Below are 16,869 nucleotides of genomic sequence, written 5' to 3' on the forward strand. Positions count from 1 at the left end.
GCTACCCCCAAGAAATTTGCTCATAACTTTGTCATAATAGAGCTTCGGTTGGCCCGGTGGTCTAGCGGTTAGGACGCCGCTCTTTCACAGCGGAGATCGCGGGTTCAAGTCCCGTCCGGGCTACCAAGTTTTTCCACCAAACTGAATTGGGTGCACGACGTGCCATTCGATCTCAGACATTTCCTCGGCTAGCCTTGCGCGAAGGATATTCATCGCAGGTGCCTCGGTGGCAAAATGTCCTCCCAGAATCATTGGGAATTTGGCAAATCCAGCATCCACCAGAGTCGAGTGCTTTGCTTCTCCGGTTATATAGACGTCCGCTCCTGCCTGCTTTGCGGATTGCCATTCGTCCCCAGCCGCCCCTCCGATCACCGCGACCTTCTGGACCAATTGGTCCGGATCACCCATCACTTGTGGCGCGGTTCCGAGAATACGATGCATGTTGTCGGCAAACTCTGTGAGGGAAATTGGATTTTGTAGCTCTCCGATCCGGCCTATGGCGAGCTCCGCGCGATTAGTGAGAGGGATAAATTCATATGCAGGCTCTTCATAGGGATGCGCCGCTCGTAGTGCGGCCTCCACGGTCCGAACCGCTGCATTTGGCACCAGCATTTCCATTCGAAACTCGTTGACATGCTCCCGCTCGCCGGGCTGACCGATTGCAGGATTGGCGGACAGACTCGGCTCGAAGGTGCCTACCCCTTCAGCATAGTATGCGCACCGTTCATACTCGCCCAGCGACCCGCCGCCCGCCGCACTGATGGCATCGATGACAACATCGAGGCTCGGCTTCGGGACGAAGGTCACCAGCTTCACCAATTTGGATTCTGGTGTCACACCGAACGGCGAAACATTTTCTAGACCGAGAAGGTTGGCCAGAGTGTCGTTGACGCCACCTTGCGCGACATCCCAATTCGTATGGCAAGCGATGAAGCTCGCGCCCGACCTCGCGAGGTTCAGGAGTCGCTTGTCGCAAAGATTCTTGATCGGGTCCCAGATGATCGGGTGGTGGGCAACGACTACGGACCCGGGCCTGCACCGATCAATAACTTCCGGGGTCACATCGAGGCAGACATAGCCTTCGGCGACTTCGTCCGACGGAGATCCGACTTGCAATCCGATTTTGTCAAACGAGAACGCAAGTCTTGACGGTGCAATTTGCTCGATCGCATTGAGGACATCGGAAACGGTTGGCATGAATTTAGGTTACCTTTCATAATTCAGAAGCACCATGAACCGCGAGACAGAACTGCAACACTTAGGAGAAGAGAAATCTGGCACGGGCCCGGTCGTTCCGCCCATCGTACAGACGTCGCTTTTCGTCTATCCAGACTTCGACAGCTTCTGGGGAACGATGTTCGATCACTCGGCGGACAACGAACGATTTATCTATAGCCGAGTAGGCAATCCTAACCTCAGCGTGGTTGAAAAGAAACTCGCCATGCTCGAGAAGACCGAGACTTGCAAGATCTTCACAAGTGGAATGGCGGCAATCACTGCCGGAATTTTGTGCAGTGTAAAGGCAGGTGACCATATCGTTGCGGTGGACACGATGTACGGCCCAACCAAAGAATTCATTTTGAAGTGGTTGCCAAGGTTTGGAGTCACGCACACCCTCGTGACCGGCAATGATCCCGCCGAAATTGAGGCGGCATGTACGGCTGAAACGAAGCTGATCTATCTTGAATCGCCGAGTAGCATCCTGTTCAGATTCCAAGATTTGGAGGCAGTGGCGAGATTCGCCAAGTCCAAAGGGATTCGGACGATGGTAGACAACTCATATGCTTCGCCGCTCTTCTCACAGCCAGCGACATTTGGGATCGACCTCATCGTTCATAGCGCCACGAAATATATCGGTGGGCATAGCGACGTTGTGGCGGGAGCCTTGTGCGGTTCGCGCGAGCATTTGGACGCGATGATGGCCGAAGAAGGGCAGTGGTTGGGTGCGCTATTGCCGCCATTCCCAGCTTGGCTACTGATGCGGGGCTTGCGCACGCTGCCAATGCGGATGGAGCACTCACAAAGAACGGCCTTCGAGATTTTCGAATATCTCAAATCGCGGTCTGAAGTGGATGAGATTTTCTTCGCGGGCGATCCGGATCATCCACAGAATGACCTCTTCAAGAAGCAAATGAGCGGGGCGACTTCGTTGCTGAGTTTCGCGCCAAAGGTTCAAGAAATGGAAAAGGTTAAGGCCTTTGTGGAGTCCTTGAACCTCTTCCAAATCGGTGTGAGTTGGGGTGGCTTTGAGAGCCTAGCTGTGATCATCCCCGCGCATCCGATGAACTGGAGCGAGCCTCGATGGGTCGTGCGGCTATATTGCGGTTTTGAACACGTCGACGACCTCAAAGCGGACCTTACCCAGGGCTTTGAAGCCCATCTGGCTTAGTCCATCGCTTGGGTATAGACCGCTCGGATCACCTCATCTGGGACTGTCCAGCCGTTGAGTACTTTGAACTTGCCGTCATCGAGCATGGTTCGGAACCCTTGCTTGCGCGAAGCCTCGGCCAAGGAGTCATAGTCCGCGCCTTTGGCAATCGCTTGCTTCAAGTCATGGGTGCCCGCGACGAGTTCGAAAATACCGACGCGGCCCTTGAGTCCGGTACCACGGCATTCAGGACATCCTCGACCCTTCATGAATTTGCCTCGTTCCAGCTCCTCGGGGGTCAAGCGCAGCATCTCAATCTCCTCTTTTTCGGGCCGGCACGGCTCGATGCACTTGGGACAATTTAATCGGATGAGGCGCTGGGCGAGAATTGCCACCGCAACGCCGGCGATAAGATATGGCTCTGCGCCCATATCGACCATTCGCCCGACGGTTTCGAGCGCATTGTTGGTGTGAAGCGTGCTCAGAACCAAGTGGCCAGTTAGGGCGGCCTGAATCCCGATAGCGAGCGATTCTGGGTCACGCATTTCACCCACCATCATCACGTCCGGGTCCTGCCGCAAGAACGACCGCATGACGCGGGGGAATGTCATTTTCTCGGTGACTTGGACTTGTGCGACGTTCTTGTCGAATTCGTATTCGATTGGATCTTCGACGGTCACGATGTTTCGAGTCTTGCTGTCGAGGGTCAGCAGGGAAGCATACAGCGTGGAGGTCTTACCGCTACCCGTCGGACCTGTGACCAAGACCATCCCGTAGGGCGAACTGATCGCGCGCTTCCAGTTCTTGATCACTTCTTCAGGCATACCCAGCTTGTTCATGTCGACTTTCATCGCACCTGGGTCCAGAAGTCGCATCACCATCTTTTCGCCGGAAAGACAGGGGACGCAAGAAGCACGTGCCGCCAGACGACGACCATTGAATTCCATGTCAATACGGCCGTCTTGGGTTTCGCGCTGTTCGTCGATTCTCATGCCAGCGCACAGCTTTAGACGCGCAATCACGTTACTCGCGGTTTCCGGTGGGAGCTGACCGCCATCCACGAGAACACCGTCTTGGCGGAACCGAATTTTGAGCTGCTCGCGCTCTGGCTGGAGGTGGATATCGCTCGTTCCAGATTCAAGAGCCTGGACAAAAATGTTGTCAACAATTCCTACGGCGACTGACATTTCATCGCCGCCCATATCCCGGCTGGTCGAGCCTTCCCTCAGGATCAGGCGGAATCGCTTAGCCGCGCCGTAGTTGTAATTATCGTTGTAAGACATGGTCGTTTAACTTGATGGGTTGCGTTTAGGGACGGAAATCCGAAGGAATTGTGTTCGTGATTATTTTTTGAGAAAGAGATAGCAGGCTACGCAAACCAGGAAGCCAGCGAAGATCTTGCGCATGATCGCCGGGTCTACTCCCACAGCGATCTTAGAGCCGATGTAGGCGCCCGCGAACAACCCGAGCGCGATCCATCCGCCCTTGGCCCAGTCGATCATCTGATTGTCGTAGTAGTTCTTTACGGCGAGCAGTCCGACCGGAGCGAGGAGCACCAATAGGGAAGTGCCTTGCGCCTTTTGCTGCTGCATTTGGAACGCCAAGATCAGAAGCGGGACGATGACGATGCCGCCACCGATTCCAAACAATCCACTTCCGACACCTGCGGCAAGCCCAATCAAAAGGCACAGAGCGATTTCCATATCGCCCTAGGTTACCGAGTTTCTAGATCAATAGCCGCATGGCGCGCTTCGCCTCGGTGAGAGTCTGGCTTGCAACTTCGCGAGCCTTCTCTTTTCCTTCTGCCAATATCTTGGAGATTGTGGCGTCGTCGAGCTGTGCCCTGCGCTCACGAATAGGCCTCAGGTACTCGTTCATGACCGCGATCAGTTCTGTCTTGTTCTGCATGCAGCCGCGCTCGCCTTTGCGGTCTTCATCCCACTGCTGTTCCCAGTTTGGAGAATAGAGCTTCAGGTACTGGCAAACGGCGCATCCTTCGGGAATGCCAGGATCGGTTTTGCGCATCTTTGTCGGAGTGGTGAATGCGCTCTTGATCTTTTCTGCGGTGCCTTCCTCAGTGTCGTTGAGCCAGATACAGTTCCCGTAGGACTTGGACATCTTGCGCATGTCGAGACCTGGAAGCTTGCTGCGCGATTCGTCTGGATCGATGATGTTGACGAATTCTGGGAAGACCTCGCCAAAAAGTGCATTGAACGACCTGCCGATCTCACGGCTGACTTCGAGGTGGGGCGCTTGGTCTTTGCCGACCGGCACACCGTACGGCTTGTAGAGCAGAATATCGCTCGCTTGCAAGACAGGATAGCCAAGCAGACCATATGATACGATTCGGTCTCCTTGAACTTCGGCGGCCTTCTCTTTGAACGTAGGTACCGATTGGAGCTTGCCAACTCCAACGACCATCCCGAAGAGTAGCGCTAATTCGGCGTGCTCTGGCACTTGGCTCTGCACGAAGATCGCGCACTTCGACGGATCAAGCCCTGCCGCAACAAAGTCCTTCGCTACTTCAAGGCTGGCGCGCTCGATATTCTGCGGGGAAGGGTCGTCTGCTGCGGTTGTCAGCACGTGAAGGTCGGCAACCATGCAGAACATCTCGTACTCGCTTTGCAGTTCGACCCACTTGCGAAGTGCGCCTTCGTAGTTACCAATGTGAAGTCGGTCAGAAGTCGGCCTCATGCCGCTCAAAATGCGTTTTCTTGATTCCATAAAATGAAGTTCTTAAAGCAGGATGTTCTGCAAGTAATTTCTGAGAGGACCGATGACGACCGAAACCATGCTTCGACCATCGATCACCGGCAAGATCATGAAGATGAAGAGTGCTTGCCCGTAGGTCAAATTCCAGCGGGTCCATTTCAGGCGGTTCTGCTCATTCATAAAAGTGCCCGCAATCCACATGCCATCCAGTGGTCCGAGTGGCAAGAGATTGAAGAGGAATAGCGATATGTTGATCAGAATCCCATACGCAAAAACCAGCAACAAGATTGACATTTGACCTGGCATCGCGATCATGACGACCCTGAGCAATATGGCGTACACGATCGCCTGGATAAGATTGGAGAGTGGCCCACCGATCACCGCCCAGAAATGATCCCAGCGCGGGTTTCGCATTTTGCGAGGGTCCATCGGGACCGGCTTTCCCCAGCCAAAACCGACTCCCGCCAAGCTCGACATGATGATAAACAAGGTTCCGAAAGGATCGAGGTGCTTGAGTGGGTTCATGGTCACCCGACCATAAAACCCTGGCGTTGGGTCACCCGCCGCGTCGGCGAGCTTCGCATGGGCATATTCATGGATCGCGATCGACAAAAGTACGATCGGGACGATGATAAACAGTGATTCTATATCCATGCGCAATTGATTTTACGTTCAAACCATGCGAAATTTCTTGAACAAAAATGGCCCTAGGCAGAAATGCCTCGGGCCATTAACTTTGTCGTTCTAGAGTTTAGTTCGGCGAAGGAGTAACTGAGAACCCTTGCGAGCTCAGTTCTTGTCCGATGTGCCGCAACTTCTTCATCGCGCGGAGTTCGATTTGTCGAACGCGCTCTCGAGTGACGTTGAGTGCGCTGCCCACTTCTTCCAAAGTTCGGCTGCGGCCGTCGTCGAGTCCGAATCGGAGTCGCACTACATCGCGCTCACGCAACGTCAACCGGCCCAAAATTCCATCAATCTCCTCGCGCCGGATCAGCGACCAGGTCACGTCACCAGGGGTTGGCATATTGTTGGAAGGAATGAAGTCGCCGATGCTCGAGTTGTCCTTTTCGCCAACTGGAGTTTCCAAAGAAAGTGGCTCGACCGCAACCCGCATCATCTCTTGAACGCGGTCTGGAGACATTCCGACCTTTTCCGCAACCTCTTCAGGTGTTGGCTCCCGGTGCAATTCTTGCTGCAACTGGTTAGCCGTCTTCATCACCTTGTTGATGAGTTCAGCCACGTAAACCGGAATTCGAATCGTTCGTCCCTGGTTGATGATCGCGCGCGCAATTGCACGGCGAATCCACCATGTCGCGTAGGTCGAGAATCGGAATCCTTTTCGCCAGTCAAACTTCTCAACAGCGCGGATCAAACCGAGATTGCCTTCTTGAATCAAGTCAGCAAGAGGGATGCCACGAGCGTTGTACTTTTTGGCGATCGAAACCACCAGTCGCAAGTTCGATTCGATCAGGTGCTGCTTGGCGTAAATGCCTTGCTTCACGATGTCCCGAATGTCGTACTCGTCAAAATCAGCGTTTGCACGGTTGAGGAGCTTGGCAAGTTCCTTGAGCTTCCCAGCTTCGGCAAGATCGCGAGCCTGAACCTTCTTTGCGAGGTCTTCTTCCTGAGCAGGAGTCAATAGGTGGGCGCGACGAGTTTGTCGCATCCACATTTCCAGCTCTTCGCCGTCATCGTGCGTGGGGGCAGCTTCGGTTTCGTCAACCTCGTCTTCAGCTTCGACGAGATCCAACAACTCGTCATCTACTGGTTCCGCGTTTGGGTCATCCACCAAAACGTGTGCAGCCGCCGAGCTGTAATTTGCTCGAGCCGCGGTTCGCACTGTAATTGGCTTTCCTCGCCGTGCGGTAGGTTGTATTCCGTTTTCTACTGCCATCAAAATTCGATTTCCTTAATTGGACGCGCCACGGTCTTGTTTCGTGTGCTAGAAATTGGTAATCTTGCGCTGAAGACACAGCTCAATCACCAACTCCTGTAACGAAATACGTATTCGCCACGGTCGTCGTTCCTATTTACTAGTAACACGAAACGCGATTTCTGTCAAGAACTTTCTTAAAACAGGGGGCATCCAGGATAAATTGGAAGCAAGATTCGTGCCAACAAGGTTAGACGCAAATCTTTTGTGAAAGGTTTCGGTTCCGCAATATTATTGCTCAGTTCCTTAGGTTCTGTACGACCTTAACCAATGCATCCATGAGTTTGCTGGTCGAATCCAGCGTATTTTCGGGGTGAAAACTGATGCGAATTGCCCCTTTTTGATGCTGAGCTGAATATCCAAGTGCTTCCAGTGTTCGGCTTGGTTTTCCAGACTCGGCGCCGCATGCCGCTCCACTTGATATTGCAAATCCTAGATTATCGAGTTCGACAACAATCGCTTCACCCTGAACATCATCAAATGCCAGGTGCAAAATATGCGGCGACCTCGTATGCGCCGGGTCTGTCACCCAGCCTGAAACGCCCTGCATTGCATCCAGTGCCGCGTGTCGAAGTGTCGAGAAATGGTGCAATCGTTGATCGAGTTCGTCTACCGCGAGTTGAACGGCTTTCGCAAGACCAACGATGCCGGCGACGTTGAGCGTTCCAGCGCGAAGACCAAACTCATGACCTCCGCCGAGCACCCAGGGTTGCAAATGAGTAGGGTCCTTTGCGATCAGTACGCCCACGCCTAACTGGCCGCCGAGTTTGTGACCGCCAAAGGTCGCGAAATCCACATCTTCGAGATCGAGTGGAATGTGTCCGACCGCTTGGGTGATATCGCGGTGAACCAATGCTCCCTGAAGATTGGGAGCAGAAATCACCGCGCCGGTTTCGTTGCTGACGAGCACCACACTTACAAGCCGGTGCTGGCCCTGGGTATCGACTACGTAATTACGATTTGGGAGAATCGCGAAATTCAATTCAAGACCGGGTTCTAGGACGGAGCTGTGTTCAAAGGGAGAGATTGCTCCTTCGCCGAAATTCCGAAGGATCCAATTGTTGCCTTCCGTTGCACCAGATGTGAAAAGGACTTGTTCAGGCGCGTCAAGCCCCAAAGAAGTGGCGATTTGTTCCCGAGATGCATCCACCGCATGCCGGGCATCGCGACCGTAGGAATGGATGGAAGAAGCGTTTCCGAAATTCTCGCCCAGCCAAGGCAACATCGCCTCCCGAACTCTCGAATCGAGAGGGCAGGAGGCGGCGGCGTCAAAGTAGTTTTGGCGATTCAATAACGGTTGGCCTTAGGCCGTGACTTTGCCCATGACTTTCTTGACCAGGCTCGGGACGTCACTAGTCTGATCGGCAACGAGGGCGCCCGCAGCAAGAAGGGCGTCCACCTTGCTCTGCGGGGTACCCATGCCACCGCTGATGATCGCACCGGCGTGGCCCATGCGCTTGCCTGGAGGAGCTGTTCGGCCAGAGATAAAGCTGACCACAGGCTTGGTCATCGACTTGATGAATTCGGCGCCCTCTTCTTCGTCCGAACCACCGATTTCGCCGACCATCACGACGGCCTCAGTCTTTGGATCAGCCTCAAACATTTGGAGGACTTCTTTAAATCGGGTACCCGGAAGTGGGTCGCCGCCAACACCGACGCACGTTGTTTGACCGAGGCCGGCTTGGGTCAGCTCCCAAACGATTTCGTAGGTAAGGGTGCCAGAGCGGGAAACCATTCCGATTGGTCCGGGAGCAAAAATGTGCCCCGGCATAATGCCCATTTTGCATTCGCCCGGTGTGATGATCCCGGCGCAGTTGCCGCCAAGCAATCTCGATTTTCCGTTCTTTGCGATGATGTTCACCATGCGCTGAGAATCCAAAATCGGGAGGCCTTCAGTGATCAAGGTGATAAACGGAACTCCAGCGTCTTCCAATTCGAGCACTGCGTCCATCGCGTACGGAGCGGGAACGAAAACGATCGCAGCATCGGCGCCAGTTTGGCGAACCGCTTCGACTGCCGTATTGAAAACTGGAACGCCCAAATGGACTGTCCCGCCTTTGCCCGGGGTGATTCCTCCGACTACCTTCGTGCCGTAGTCAATCATCTGTTGGGTGTGGAAGGTGCCTTCGCGGCCGGTCATGCCCGAAACGAGCACTTTACTGTTCTTGTTGATCAAGATCGCCATGGGTTTGATACAGGATACCAGGGTGAATCTGAGTTAGTACTCGAAAGAATTCAGCACAAGAAATAGTCCTGTATTGCTAGGACTGCAACTTGGACAAACGCGATTCCGTTATCATAGTTGAAGAAGCTATGGCCATCCTGGCAAACATTCTAATTTTCGCGGTCGCACTCTTCGTCCTCTACGCGACTGTCAGATATCTTCTACTTCCGTTGATTCGAAATGCCGAGAGCAAGATGGACAGTCGCGACCGAGTCGAAGCTGAGCTTGCGAAAATGAGGCAAAGAGAACGGGAAGAAGAAGAACGAATGCGGGCCCAAGCCGAAAGGGAACTGGCCAATGAAATGGGAGATGATCCAAAACAATGAGCGAAAATAAACCACCTGTAATCGCCAAAAGCAAATTTAGATTTCGAAAGCGACTTGCCATCGGCGTTGGCGTCGTGGCGATCGCCGGGTTGTGGGCATACAGCCGCCTCGAGTGGATTCCTGCCGGTTATGTGGGCGTCATCTACAACGCCTCGGGCGGATTGCAGCAACGCGTCTACAAGCCACAGAGATTGTGGGTTGGCCCATTCCAGACACTGTATTTGTATCCAACAAAATTGCAGGCGGCGATCTATTCGCAGGACCCGAATTTTGGAGAAGTCGCTTCGGCAGATGGAATTCAGATTACTTCCAGCGATACGGCCACCACGATCTTCAATGTCGCGGTGTATTACCGGGTCTTGCCAGAAAATGTCTTCCGAGCCTTCCAAGCATTTGGTACATTACCAATCGAAGAAATTCAAAGGCAACACATTCGGCGGGCGATGCGCGATGCTGCGAACTCCGTTGGAACTCAATACGAAGTTTTCGATCTGATGGGCCAGAAGCGGCAGGAAGTGAGCGAGAAATTCCGCATCGAACTCCAAAGAGTGCTCGCACCAAAAGGGATCACGGTTGAACACTGCCTTTTGTTGGGCGCGACACCGCAAGGCGACCTCGATTCTAAGATTACGAGCCGAGTGAACAGCTATACCCAGCTCACTATCTCCAGGCTGCAATCTCAAATCGCGGAGATCAATCGTCAAACAGCGATTATTCGCGCGGACGCCGAGAGCAAGGCGCGTAATCTTCAAGCCACGACAACGAAAGAGAAGTCTCTCGAACTGCTCGAACTCGAACTGCAGGAACAAGCGGTAGACGCTTGGAACGGGCAGTTGCCGAAGATACAAAGTCAGCCCGGTCAAACCGTGGTCATTACTCCAGAAGCGCTTGCCGCAATGGGGGCAAAACGATGAAATACACACCAATATTTGTCGCAAGCGTTGCCGTCCTGACGATGTCTGGATGTATGCGCCAGATCCCACCGAGTTCTGTTGGCGTTAAGTTCAACGGCGTCACCGGGTTCTCGCAGAAACTGCTGAAACCGGAATTGACGACAGTTTGGCCCAATGAGCAACTGATCATCTATCCGACCTCCATCAAGAACGCTAGCTATGTGCGAGCCGCGAACGAAGGGGAACGGCAAGGAGACAACAGTGTCCGCGCCAGCACGATCGAAGGTGCGATCTTGCCGGTCGACGTCACTGTGGCATTTCACGTTGATCCCGAGAACGTTCTCCTTGCATTCCAAAATTTTGGAACTGAGGATTTGGAAGGCATTCAGCGCGTTTTTATTCGCTCGGCTGCGGATTATGCGGTCAACACGGTCGCTGGAACTCGGTCGATTTTCGACCTGACTGCCAAGGAACGGGCCAAATTCGGACCAGAAGTCAAAGCGGTACTCGGGCCATTGCTGAGTAAATATGGGATCACCGTCGACGATGTTTACATTGGCGAGGTTTATCCGAGCAAGGAGATTCAGGCCAAAGTAAGCGAATCCATCGCTGTTCGAACACAGCTAGATACGTCTAGGAATGAACTCGAACGCGCGAAGATTGATGCCAAAACAATTGAAACCCAGGCGAAGCAGCAAGCTGAAATTTCCGCATTACTTGCTCTACAGGGCGATGTGACGATCGCGCTGAAGAAGCAGGAGATTCGCCGGAAGGCGATCGCAAAGTGGAAAGAAGCGGGCGGCGCGACTCCGATGGTGGGCGACGGAACGATTCCATTCACACAGATCAAACTCCGATAGTTGAAATTTGTGTGAATTGCCCCTGAAAAGGAACTCCATTTCGCCAAAGAATCGTTATACTAAGTGTTGGAAGGAGCAATTCTTCCGCGCCGAGTCTAGGCCTGACGGCTTAGAACGGGGGAACCACCGTTTGGGGTGAATGGCAGCGATGCCTAGGGTAACTCTTGGCCCGAACCCGGCAGCTAACCTCGTAGGCAGAGCGAGAGTCGCTGGGGACTTCAGTCCCTGCTGATAATGCGCCATTGGCGCAGCATCTTTAAAGGCGGCGCATCGCACGAAAAGTGCAGTTCGTGGGCCGCTAACCCCGAATGTAGGGTGAACGCACACCTGTAAGTCGTTGCGGACCATCCTCGGATTGCACAGTGTAGGCACCTCAGAAGGCCCCGCATAATTCCGCGGGGCTTTCTTCATTTTTGGACGCAACCGAATACCCAATTTCGCGTATCCTGCAATACACTATTGGGGCCATGGCGAATTCAGCATCCGAAGTTCGATTTAGCGAGTTGGAACACGAGACGAAGCACTCGCGGATCCAAGTCGTGTTGGATTTGGATGGTGGGTCGCGTAGAGATATCGCGACAGGCCTAGGAATTTTTGATCACTTCCTGTCTCAGTTCGCGTTTTACGCCGGAATTGACCTTGGGCTTAAAGCCGAGAGTGATTTGCACATCGACGATTTCCACCTTGTACAGGACGTCGGCTGCGCGCTTGGTTTGGCTCTGGTTGAGTCACTCGGGAATTCCACCGCGATTGAAAAGTCCGGTGTGGGACATGGCGTTTCTGGGGAGTCACTCGTCATGGCGGCGATCGAAGTTCAATCGAAGTCGTTCCTGGGGTTTGATCTAGAATTTCGGTCCGACCGAGTTGGACTTCTTGCCACCCAGAGCGTTCCGGAATTCTTCCGCGGCTTTGCCTCTGCATCCGGATCGTCCTTGCACTTGCGGTACCTCGCCGGTCAAAATGATCACTTATTGATCGAATCGGCATTTAAGGGCACGGGAATTGCATTGGCTCAGGCTTGTCGCCGGAACGACCATCACCGCTCGCCAAAGAGCATTCGAAACAACGCTTAACACTATGGAAAACCTAATTGGTCTTGTTGCAGTCACTTTGATTTTCGGGATTCCAATTGTGGCAATCTTCTCGAGTCACAAGCGCCGTATGCTGGAAATGCAACTTTTACATGGGCAAGGCACTCAGCAAAACTCAAGAGAGTTGGAAGCGATGAAAGTCGAGCTCAGAGAGCTGAGAGAAAGGGTCAACGATCAAGCGTTGGTGATCGAAGACATGCGTGCCTTCGTTCGGAACAACAATCCTCTGCAGCAAAATGCAGACCTTCAAGATCGGCTCAACAGCTGATCTTGAAGGTCAATTGGCAACTTACTTTCCGAGCACCGATCGGAGTTCTGGGATCGCCACGAACAGATCGGCCACTAAGCCCAGGTCCGCAGCTTCAAAGATTGGAGCGTCGCCGTCCTTGTTGATCGCAACGATCAACTTACTGTCCTTGATTCCGGCCATGTGCTGAGTAGAGCCGCTGATTCCAGCCGCGATATAGAGGTCCGGAGCGACGATTTTCCCAGTTTGGCCGACTTGAAGTTCGTTCGGAGCGATGCCACTGTCAACAGCGGCGCGGGTCGCACCCGCTGCGCCTCCTAGTGCGTCGGCAAGCCCTCCAATCACAGATTCAAACGTGTCTGCGTCTTTGAGCGGTCGTCCACCAGAAACAACGATTTTGGCCTGAGTCAAATCAGGTCGGCTTCCACTTGGCTTTGCGAGCTGAACAATTTCTGCCTTCGACGGCCCGATTGTCAGGCTAACAATAGCACTAGAACCGCCGGCTGGAGCGGCAGAAAATCCAGACGGGCGGAAAGTAAACACTACCGGCCCAGTCAGAACCTCGACCTTTTCTAGCACCGTTCCCGCAAGGATTGGGCGGATGAAAACGCTCGTAGATTCGATCGCGGCAACATCCGTCACCATCGCATAGTCAAGCGCGCCTGCGAGCCGTGCTAGGACATCTTTTGATGCCATGGAGCTCACTGCGGCGACGTGGGAATAGCCGTCTCCTGCAATCGAGCGAACAGCGGCTACAACGGCGTCGGCTTGTGGAACGTCGTTCAAGCCCGCGTGATGAACGGTGCCAGCACCCGAATCGGTTACCGGAGCCCCAACGAGTTGCACCACATCGAACGGCAAACCAAGCGCAGAAGCGACTGAGGCAATCCCTGCGACATCAGATGGATTGAATGCAAGACCTAATAGCTTTGACATGATTTAGAGCGCTCCTCGCGACTTGAGTTCCTGTACCAATTCTGCGACTGAACCAACCTTCTTTCCCGCAGCGCGTGGCGCCGGGACGTCGAACCTCACTGATCGAGTTTTTGGCGCCGGAGTCACCGTTGCTGCTGTTTTCTCCAGCGGTTTTGATCGGGCCTTGATGATGCCCGGAAGAGCGATGTACCGCGGCTCATTCAAGCGAAGATCAGTGGTGATGATGCAGGGCAGAGCCATCTTAACGACTTCCACTCCGAGGTCCGTCTCGCGGCTGACCGTTACTGACTGATCAGAGAGTTCTACCTTGGAGGCGAAGCAAGCTTGAGGATAATCCAGCATCGCCGCTAGCATCTGTCCGGCTTGATTGCAATCGTCGTCGGTCGCTTGTTTGCCCATAAGAATCAAGTCCGGCTTCACCGATTCAACCACTGCCTTGAGCTCTTTCGCGATGCCGAGGCTATCGTATTTATGATCTGTTTCAACCAGGATGGCGCGATCTGCACCAATCGCAAGAGCCTTTCGGAGCTGCTCTTCGCACTCTCCCGAACCGATGCTGACGACAACGATTTCGATTCCCGGATGCTTTTCTCGTAGTCGAACGGCTTCTTCGACGGCGATTTCGTCGAATGGATTGATTTCAAACTTGACGCCGGTTGTATCAATCCCACTTCCGTCAGAAAGCGGACGCACCTTTGCGTACGGATCAATGACCCTCTTAACAGGAACAAGAATAATCATAAATTGAGCCTAGAACCCCTATTGTACCGCCGGGATAATCAGGCAGTGGACGCCCAAAATGAGACATTAGACCTATTGACAGGAACAAGGATTTATCCTGGTATGTCTCACTAGCCGTGGCACCCACACAGAGGTGCTGAAAACATAAGAAACTACGAGGAGAATGTCGATTTGACATTCGAATCGTAAGAAGTAGCCAACTCGTAGGCTCCGATTGTAAAGTCGGAGCCATTTTTTTCGAAACGCTGACTAACGATTATTTTCTCTAGTTTCTGAGGGGTTTTCCGGAATCGAGCATGTGCCGAATTCGGGCAACAGAAAGTGCACTTTGGGTGAGCTCGATAAACTCTTGGCGTTCGACGGCCAGTGCCTCTTCAAATGAAGTCGGTTTCGTGAATACCTGCTTCATCTTGTGGGCAATGGTGGCATCGTGGTTCGAGAATCTTTCTGCCTTCATTTCCTCGTCGATCATCCTGTCGATCATCCCAGAAAGTGGACCTTCCATCTGCTTCCAAGTCGGCATGGACCGGGGCTCTGCCGAAAGAGCCATGATTTTGGCGTCCCAAATCACTCGATCTGGATGGCTTGCGATCGAATCGGTAGGTCTGAGGAAACCCTTTTGAAGCGCTGCGTACCCAAATCCACTCGTTTCGCCGGATGCGATTGTCTTCAGCCCGTTGGTCAGGTCTTGAAGGGAAGTTTGGTACCGCAGCCTCATTCGGCATGTGCCAGCTCCGCCAGGCAACAGCCCTACAAGAGCTTCTGGCAAGCCAATGTTCGATTCCGGATGGCAAATGATATTGGAACACGCCGTCGCAATTTCGAACCCGGCGCCCAAGCAATGCCCGAAGACCGCTGCAATGATCTGCTTTTCGCTCAGAAGCACGGTGAGGTCTTGAAGATCCTTGAGACCTGCATCGATGGCGTTCCAGTCTTTGGCTTCTGCCCGTTCAGCGAAGAAGTTCAGGTTGTAACCCACCGAGAAAGCGCGTGCCTCACTAGTGAAGACCATCGGACCGGTCTGACTTGGGAGCCAGGTCAATAGACTCTGGACCAATTCGGGGGTGATCACACCCATCTTTGTGGTGGTGCAGATCGCACGGACCCCGTCTCCGAGATCTCGGACGTTGAATCCTGGCTGCTCTTCGAGTACGGCGTATTCCGTGAGCCCACGGTATTCCGGTTCGTTCTTCGCAGGTTCGTACTGTCCGCTGTGACCAAGAATAGCCCCGGGAGCATAGAACTTTTCGGTTTGAATTCCGAGGTGTTCCGCGCCGATTGCGTCGATCAGGGCAAACGGCCCAATCTCCCAGCCAAATCCCCACATCATGACTCGGTCGAAGTCCTGGACCGTGTGGCTGATCTCTTCTTTTAGATAGTGTGCGTATTGAAGAACCGGAACGAGGTGCTCTCGGAGGAATTCGCCGGCTTCATCTTTGCTGGCGAGAACGGTTCGAATTCGTTCACCAATCGGCTTTTTGGCGACCGCGGCGATTGAGTCGAACTCGGCATCCAGGGTATTTCGGTAGGCGTAAGTCTTTAAGTCGAGCACCAAGAACGACTTACCCTCGCGGCGGTAATAGCCCTGACCAGACTTGTTTCCTAGCCACCCTTTTTCAAGCAGGAACTTCAGAGATTCTGGCGTTTCTAGTGTCTCACGGTATGGATCATTCGGGCATTGCTCGTGCATGATCCCGGCGATGAACTGCATCACATCCGCACCAACCAGATCATTCAATCGGAATGCGGCGGATCGCGGACGCCCTAAGAATGGTCCGCAGACAGCGTCGACTTGTTCGCAGGATAGACCAAGCTTTTCGGCGGTGTGGATCGCGTGGAACATGGACCACATTCCAAACCGATTCGCAATGAATCCTGGAGTGTCCTTCGCCAGAACGACGCGCCGTCCGAGTTGGCCTTCGAGGAACTTAGTCTGCTTTTCGACTTCGTGAGGAAGAGTGTCCTCTGTTGGAATCAGTTCGAGAAGTTTCAGATAGCGGGGCGGATTAAAGAAGTGGGTGCCCAAAAAGCGCATTCTAAAGGTATCTGGGAACCCTTCAGCCAGCAACCCAAGCGGGAGCGAAGAAGTGTTGCTGCTGATCATCGCGTCTGGCTTGAGATAGGGAAGTAATTTCTGATACAGGTCACGCTTGGCATCGAGATTCTCGATGATCGCTTCGCAAATCCAATCGCACTCGGCGACTTTTGGGAGATCAACATCAATTCCACCGGTCGTTACGCGTGAAATCGCTTCGTTGCCATAGAAATGGGGCGGCCGAGCCTTCGTCGCTCGCTCAAGCAGGTTCTTAGCCGCATCTGCGGTGACGTCGAGCAAAAGCACTTCGTACCCAAGGTTTGCAATGTGGGCGGCAATTCCTGCTCCCATCGTTCCGGCACCGATGACACAAGCTCTCATACTGCCCAAAAGGATACCGTTCGGAGGTTCAGGAGCACTCATGGCCACCGGGTCAATTCAAGACACTGGTAAAAATACTGTATTCAAGAATCGAAGTTTCTCTTATAGTGGGGTTACTCGGA

The 16,869-nt window shown here is 53.5% G+C and carries 17 protein-coding genes and 1 tRNA gene; 7 read left to right on the top strand and 11 right to left on the bottom strand.

The genetic code is table 11. From position 1 onward, the window contains the following. Positions 1-50 precede the first annotated feature (50 nt). Positions 51-126 (top strand) — tRNA-Glu (locus J0L72_03175). Here J0L72_03175 and J0L72_03180 read toward each other — a convergent pair. Continuing rightward, positions 121-1,197, bottom strand: coding sequence for a Nif3-like dinuclear metal center hexameric protein (locus J0L72_03180; protein MBN8689777.1), 1,077 nt, complete (start codon positions 1,195-1,197; stop codon positions 121-123). The genes J0L72_03175 and J0L72_03180 overlap by 6 nt on opposite strands. A gap of 34 nt (positions 1,198-1,231) precedes the next feature. On the opposite strand from J0L72_03180, the gene J0L72_03185 reads away from it, so the two are divergent. Then, positions 1,232-2,389, top strand: coding sequence for a PLP-dependent transferase (locus tag J0L72_03185; protein ID MBN8689778.1), 1,158 nt, complete (start codon positions 1,232-1,234; stop codon positions 2,387-2,389). Here J0L72_03185 and J0L72_03190 read toward each other — a convergent pair. From J0L72_03190 to sucD, 7 genes are all read right to left on the bottom strand, one after another. Next, a complete protein-coding gene (locus J0L72_03190; GenBank protein ID MBN8689779.1) occupies positions 2,386-3,651 on the bottom strand; it encodes a type II/IV secretion system protein in 1,266 nt (421 codons plus the stop codon). The genes J0L72_03185 and J0L72_03190 overlap by 4 nt on opposite strands. 60 nt (positions 3,652-3,711) lie before the next feature. Then, the gene (locus tag J0L72_03195) at positions 3,712-4,071 is read right to left on the bottom strand and encodes a sulfite exporter TauE/SafE family protein (protein ID MBN8689780.1); all 360 of its coding nucleotides are present in this window, start codon (positions 4,069-4,071) and stop codon (positions 3,712-3,714) included. 22 nt (positions 4,072-4,093) lie between these two features. Further along, on the bottom strand, positions 4,094-5,092 hold the full coding sequence (gene trpS / locus J0L72_03200) for a tryptophan--tRNA ligase (protein ID MBN8689781.1): 999 nt from the start codon (positions 5,090-5,092) through the stop codon (positions 4,094-4,096). Between the two features lie 12 nt (positions 5,093-5,104). Next, a complete protein-coding gene (locus tag J0L72_03205; GenBank protein MBN8689782.1) occupies positions 5,105-5,734 on the bottom strand; it encodes a site-2 protease family protein in 630 nt (209 codons plus the stop codon). 97 nt (positions 5,735-5,831) lie between these two features. After that, complete coding sequence (locus J0L72_03210) at positions 5,832-6,752, bottom strand: sigma-70 family RNA polymerase sigma factor (protein MBN8689783.1); 921 nt, start codon at positions 6,750-6,752, stop codon at positions 5,832-5,834. Positions 6,753-7,251: 499 nt separating this feature from the next. Then, positions 7,252-8,304 (bottom strand): cysteine desulfurase, encoded by a 1,053-nt coding sequence (locus tag J0L72_03215; GenBank protein ID MBN8689784.1) that lies wholly within the window; start codon positions 8,302-8,304, stop codon positions 7,252-7,254. 12 nt (positions 8,305-8,316) lie between these two features. Next, the gene (sucD, locus tag J0L72_03220) at positions 8,317-9,198 is read right to left on the bottom strand and encodes a succinate--CoA ligase subunit alpha (GenBank protein MBN8689785.1); all 882 of its coding nucleotides are present in this window, start codon (positions 9,196-9,198) and stop codon (positions 8,317-8,319) included. A gap of 128 nt (positions 9,199-9,326) precedes the next feature. Here sucD and J0L72_03225 point away from each other — a divergent pair, with 128 nt between their 5' ends. The 5 genes from J0L72_03225 to J0L72_03245 all read left to right on the top strand — a co-directional run bounded on the left by J0L72_03225 (position 9,327) and on the right by J0L72_03245 (position 12,675). Further along, positions 9,327-9,563, top strand: a complete 237-nt coding sequence (locus J0L72_03225; protein ID MBN8689786.1) for a hypothetical protein — start codon at positions 9,327-9,329, stop codon at positions 9,561-9,563. Beyond that, complete coding sequence (locus J0L72_03230; protein ID MBN8689787.1) at positions 9,560-10,477, top strand: hypothetical protein; 918 nt, start codon at positions 9,560-9,562, stop codon at positions 10,475-10,477. Before J0L72_03225 ends, J0L72_03230 begins: the two co-directional genes overlap by 4 nt. Continuing rightward, a complete protein-coding gene (locus J0L72_03235; GenBank protein MBN8689788.1) occupies positions 10,474-11,316 on the top strand; it encodes a hypothetical protein in 843 nt (280 codons plus the stop codon). The genes J0L72_03230 and J0L72_03235 overlap by 4 nt, the downstream gene beginning before the upstream one ends. Before the next feature lie 467 nt (positions 11,317-11,783). Then, complete coding sequence (locus tag J0L72_03240; GenBank protein ID MBN8689789.1) at positions 11,784-12,389, top strand: imidazoleglycerol-phosphate dehydratase; 606 nt, start codon at positions 11,784-11,786, stop codon at positions 12,387-12,389. Positions 12,390-12,486: 97 nt separating this feature from the next. Then, on the top strand, positions 12,487-12,675 hold the full coding sequence (locus J0L72_03245) for a hypothetical protein (GenBank protein ID MBN8689790.1): 189 nt from the start codon (positions 12,487-12,489) through the stop codon (positions 12,673-12,675). 21 nt (positions 12,676-12,696) lie between these two features. Here the strand turns inward: J0L72_03245 and J0L72_03250 are convergent, their stop codons facing one another. The 3 genes from J0L72_03250 to J0L72_03260 all read right to left on the bottom strand — a co-directional run bounded on the left by J0L72_03250 (position 12,697) and on the right by J0L72_03260 (position 16,789). Next, a complete protein-coding gene (locus J0L72_03250) occupies positions 12,697-13,590 on the bottom strand; it encodes an FAD-binding protein (protein MBN8689791.1) in 894 nt (297 codons plus the stop codon). 3 nt (positions 13,591-13,593) lie between these two features. Beyond that, positions 13,594-14,331, bottom strand: a complete 738-nt coding sequence (locus J0L72_03255) for an electron transfer flavoprotein subunit beta/FixA family protein (GenBank protein ID MBN8689792.1) — start codon at positions 14,329-14,331, stop codon at positions 13,594-13,596. Between the two features lie 265 nt (positions 14,332-14,596). Continuing rightward, a complete protein-coding gene (locus tag J0L72_03260; protein ID MBN8689793.1) occupies positions 14,597-16,789 on the bottom strand; it encodes a hypothetical protein in 2,193 nt (730 codons plus the stop codon). Between the last annotated feature and the right edge of the window lie 80 nt (positions 16,790-16,869).

The organism is Armatimonadota bacterium (genome assembly GCA_017303935.1).
GTDB lineage: Bacteria > Armatimonadota > Fimbriimonadia > Fimbriimonadales > Fimbriimonadaceae > JAFLBD01.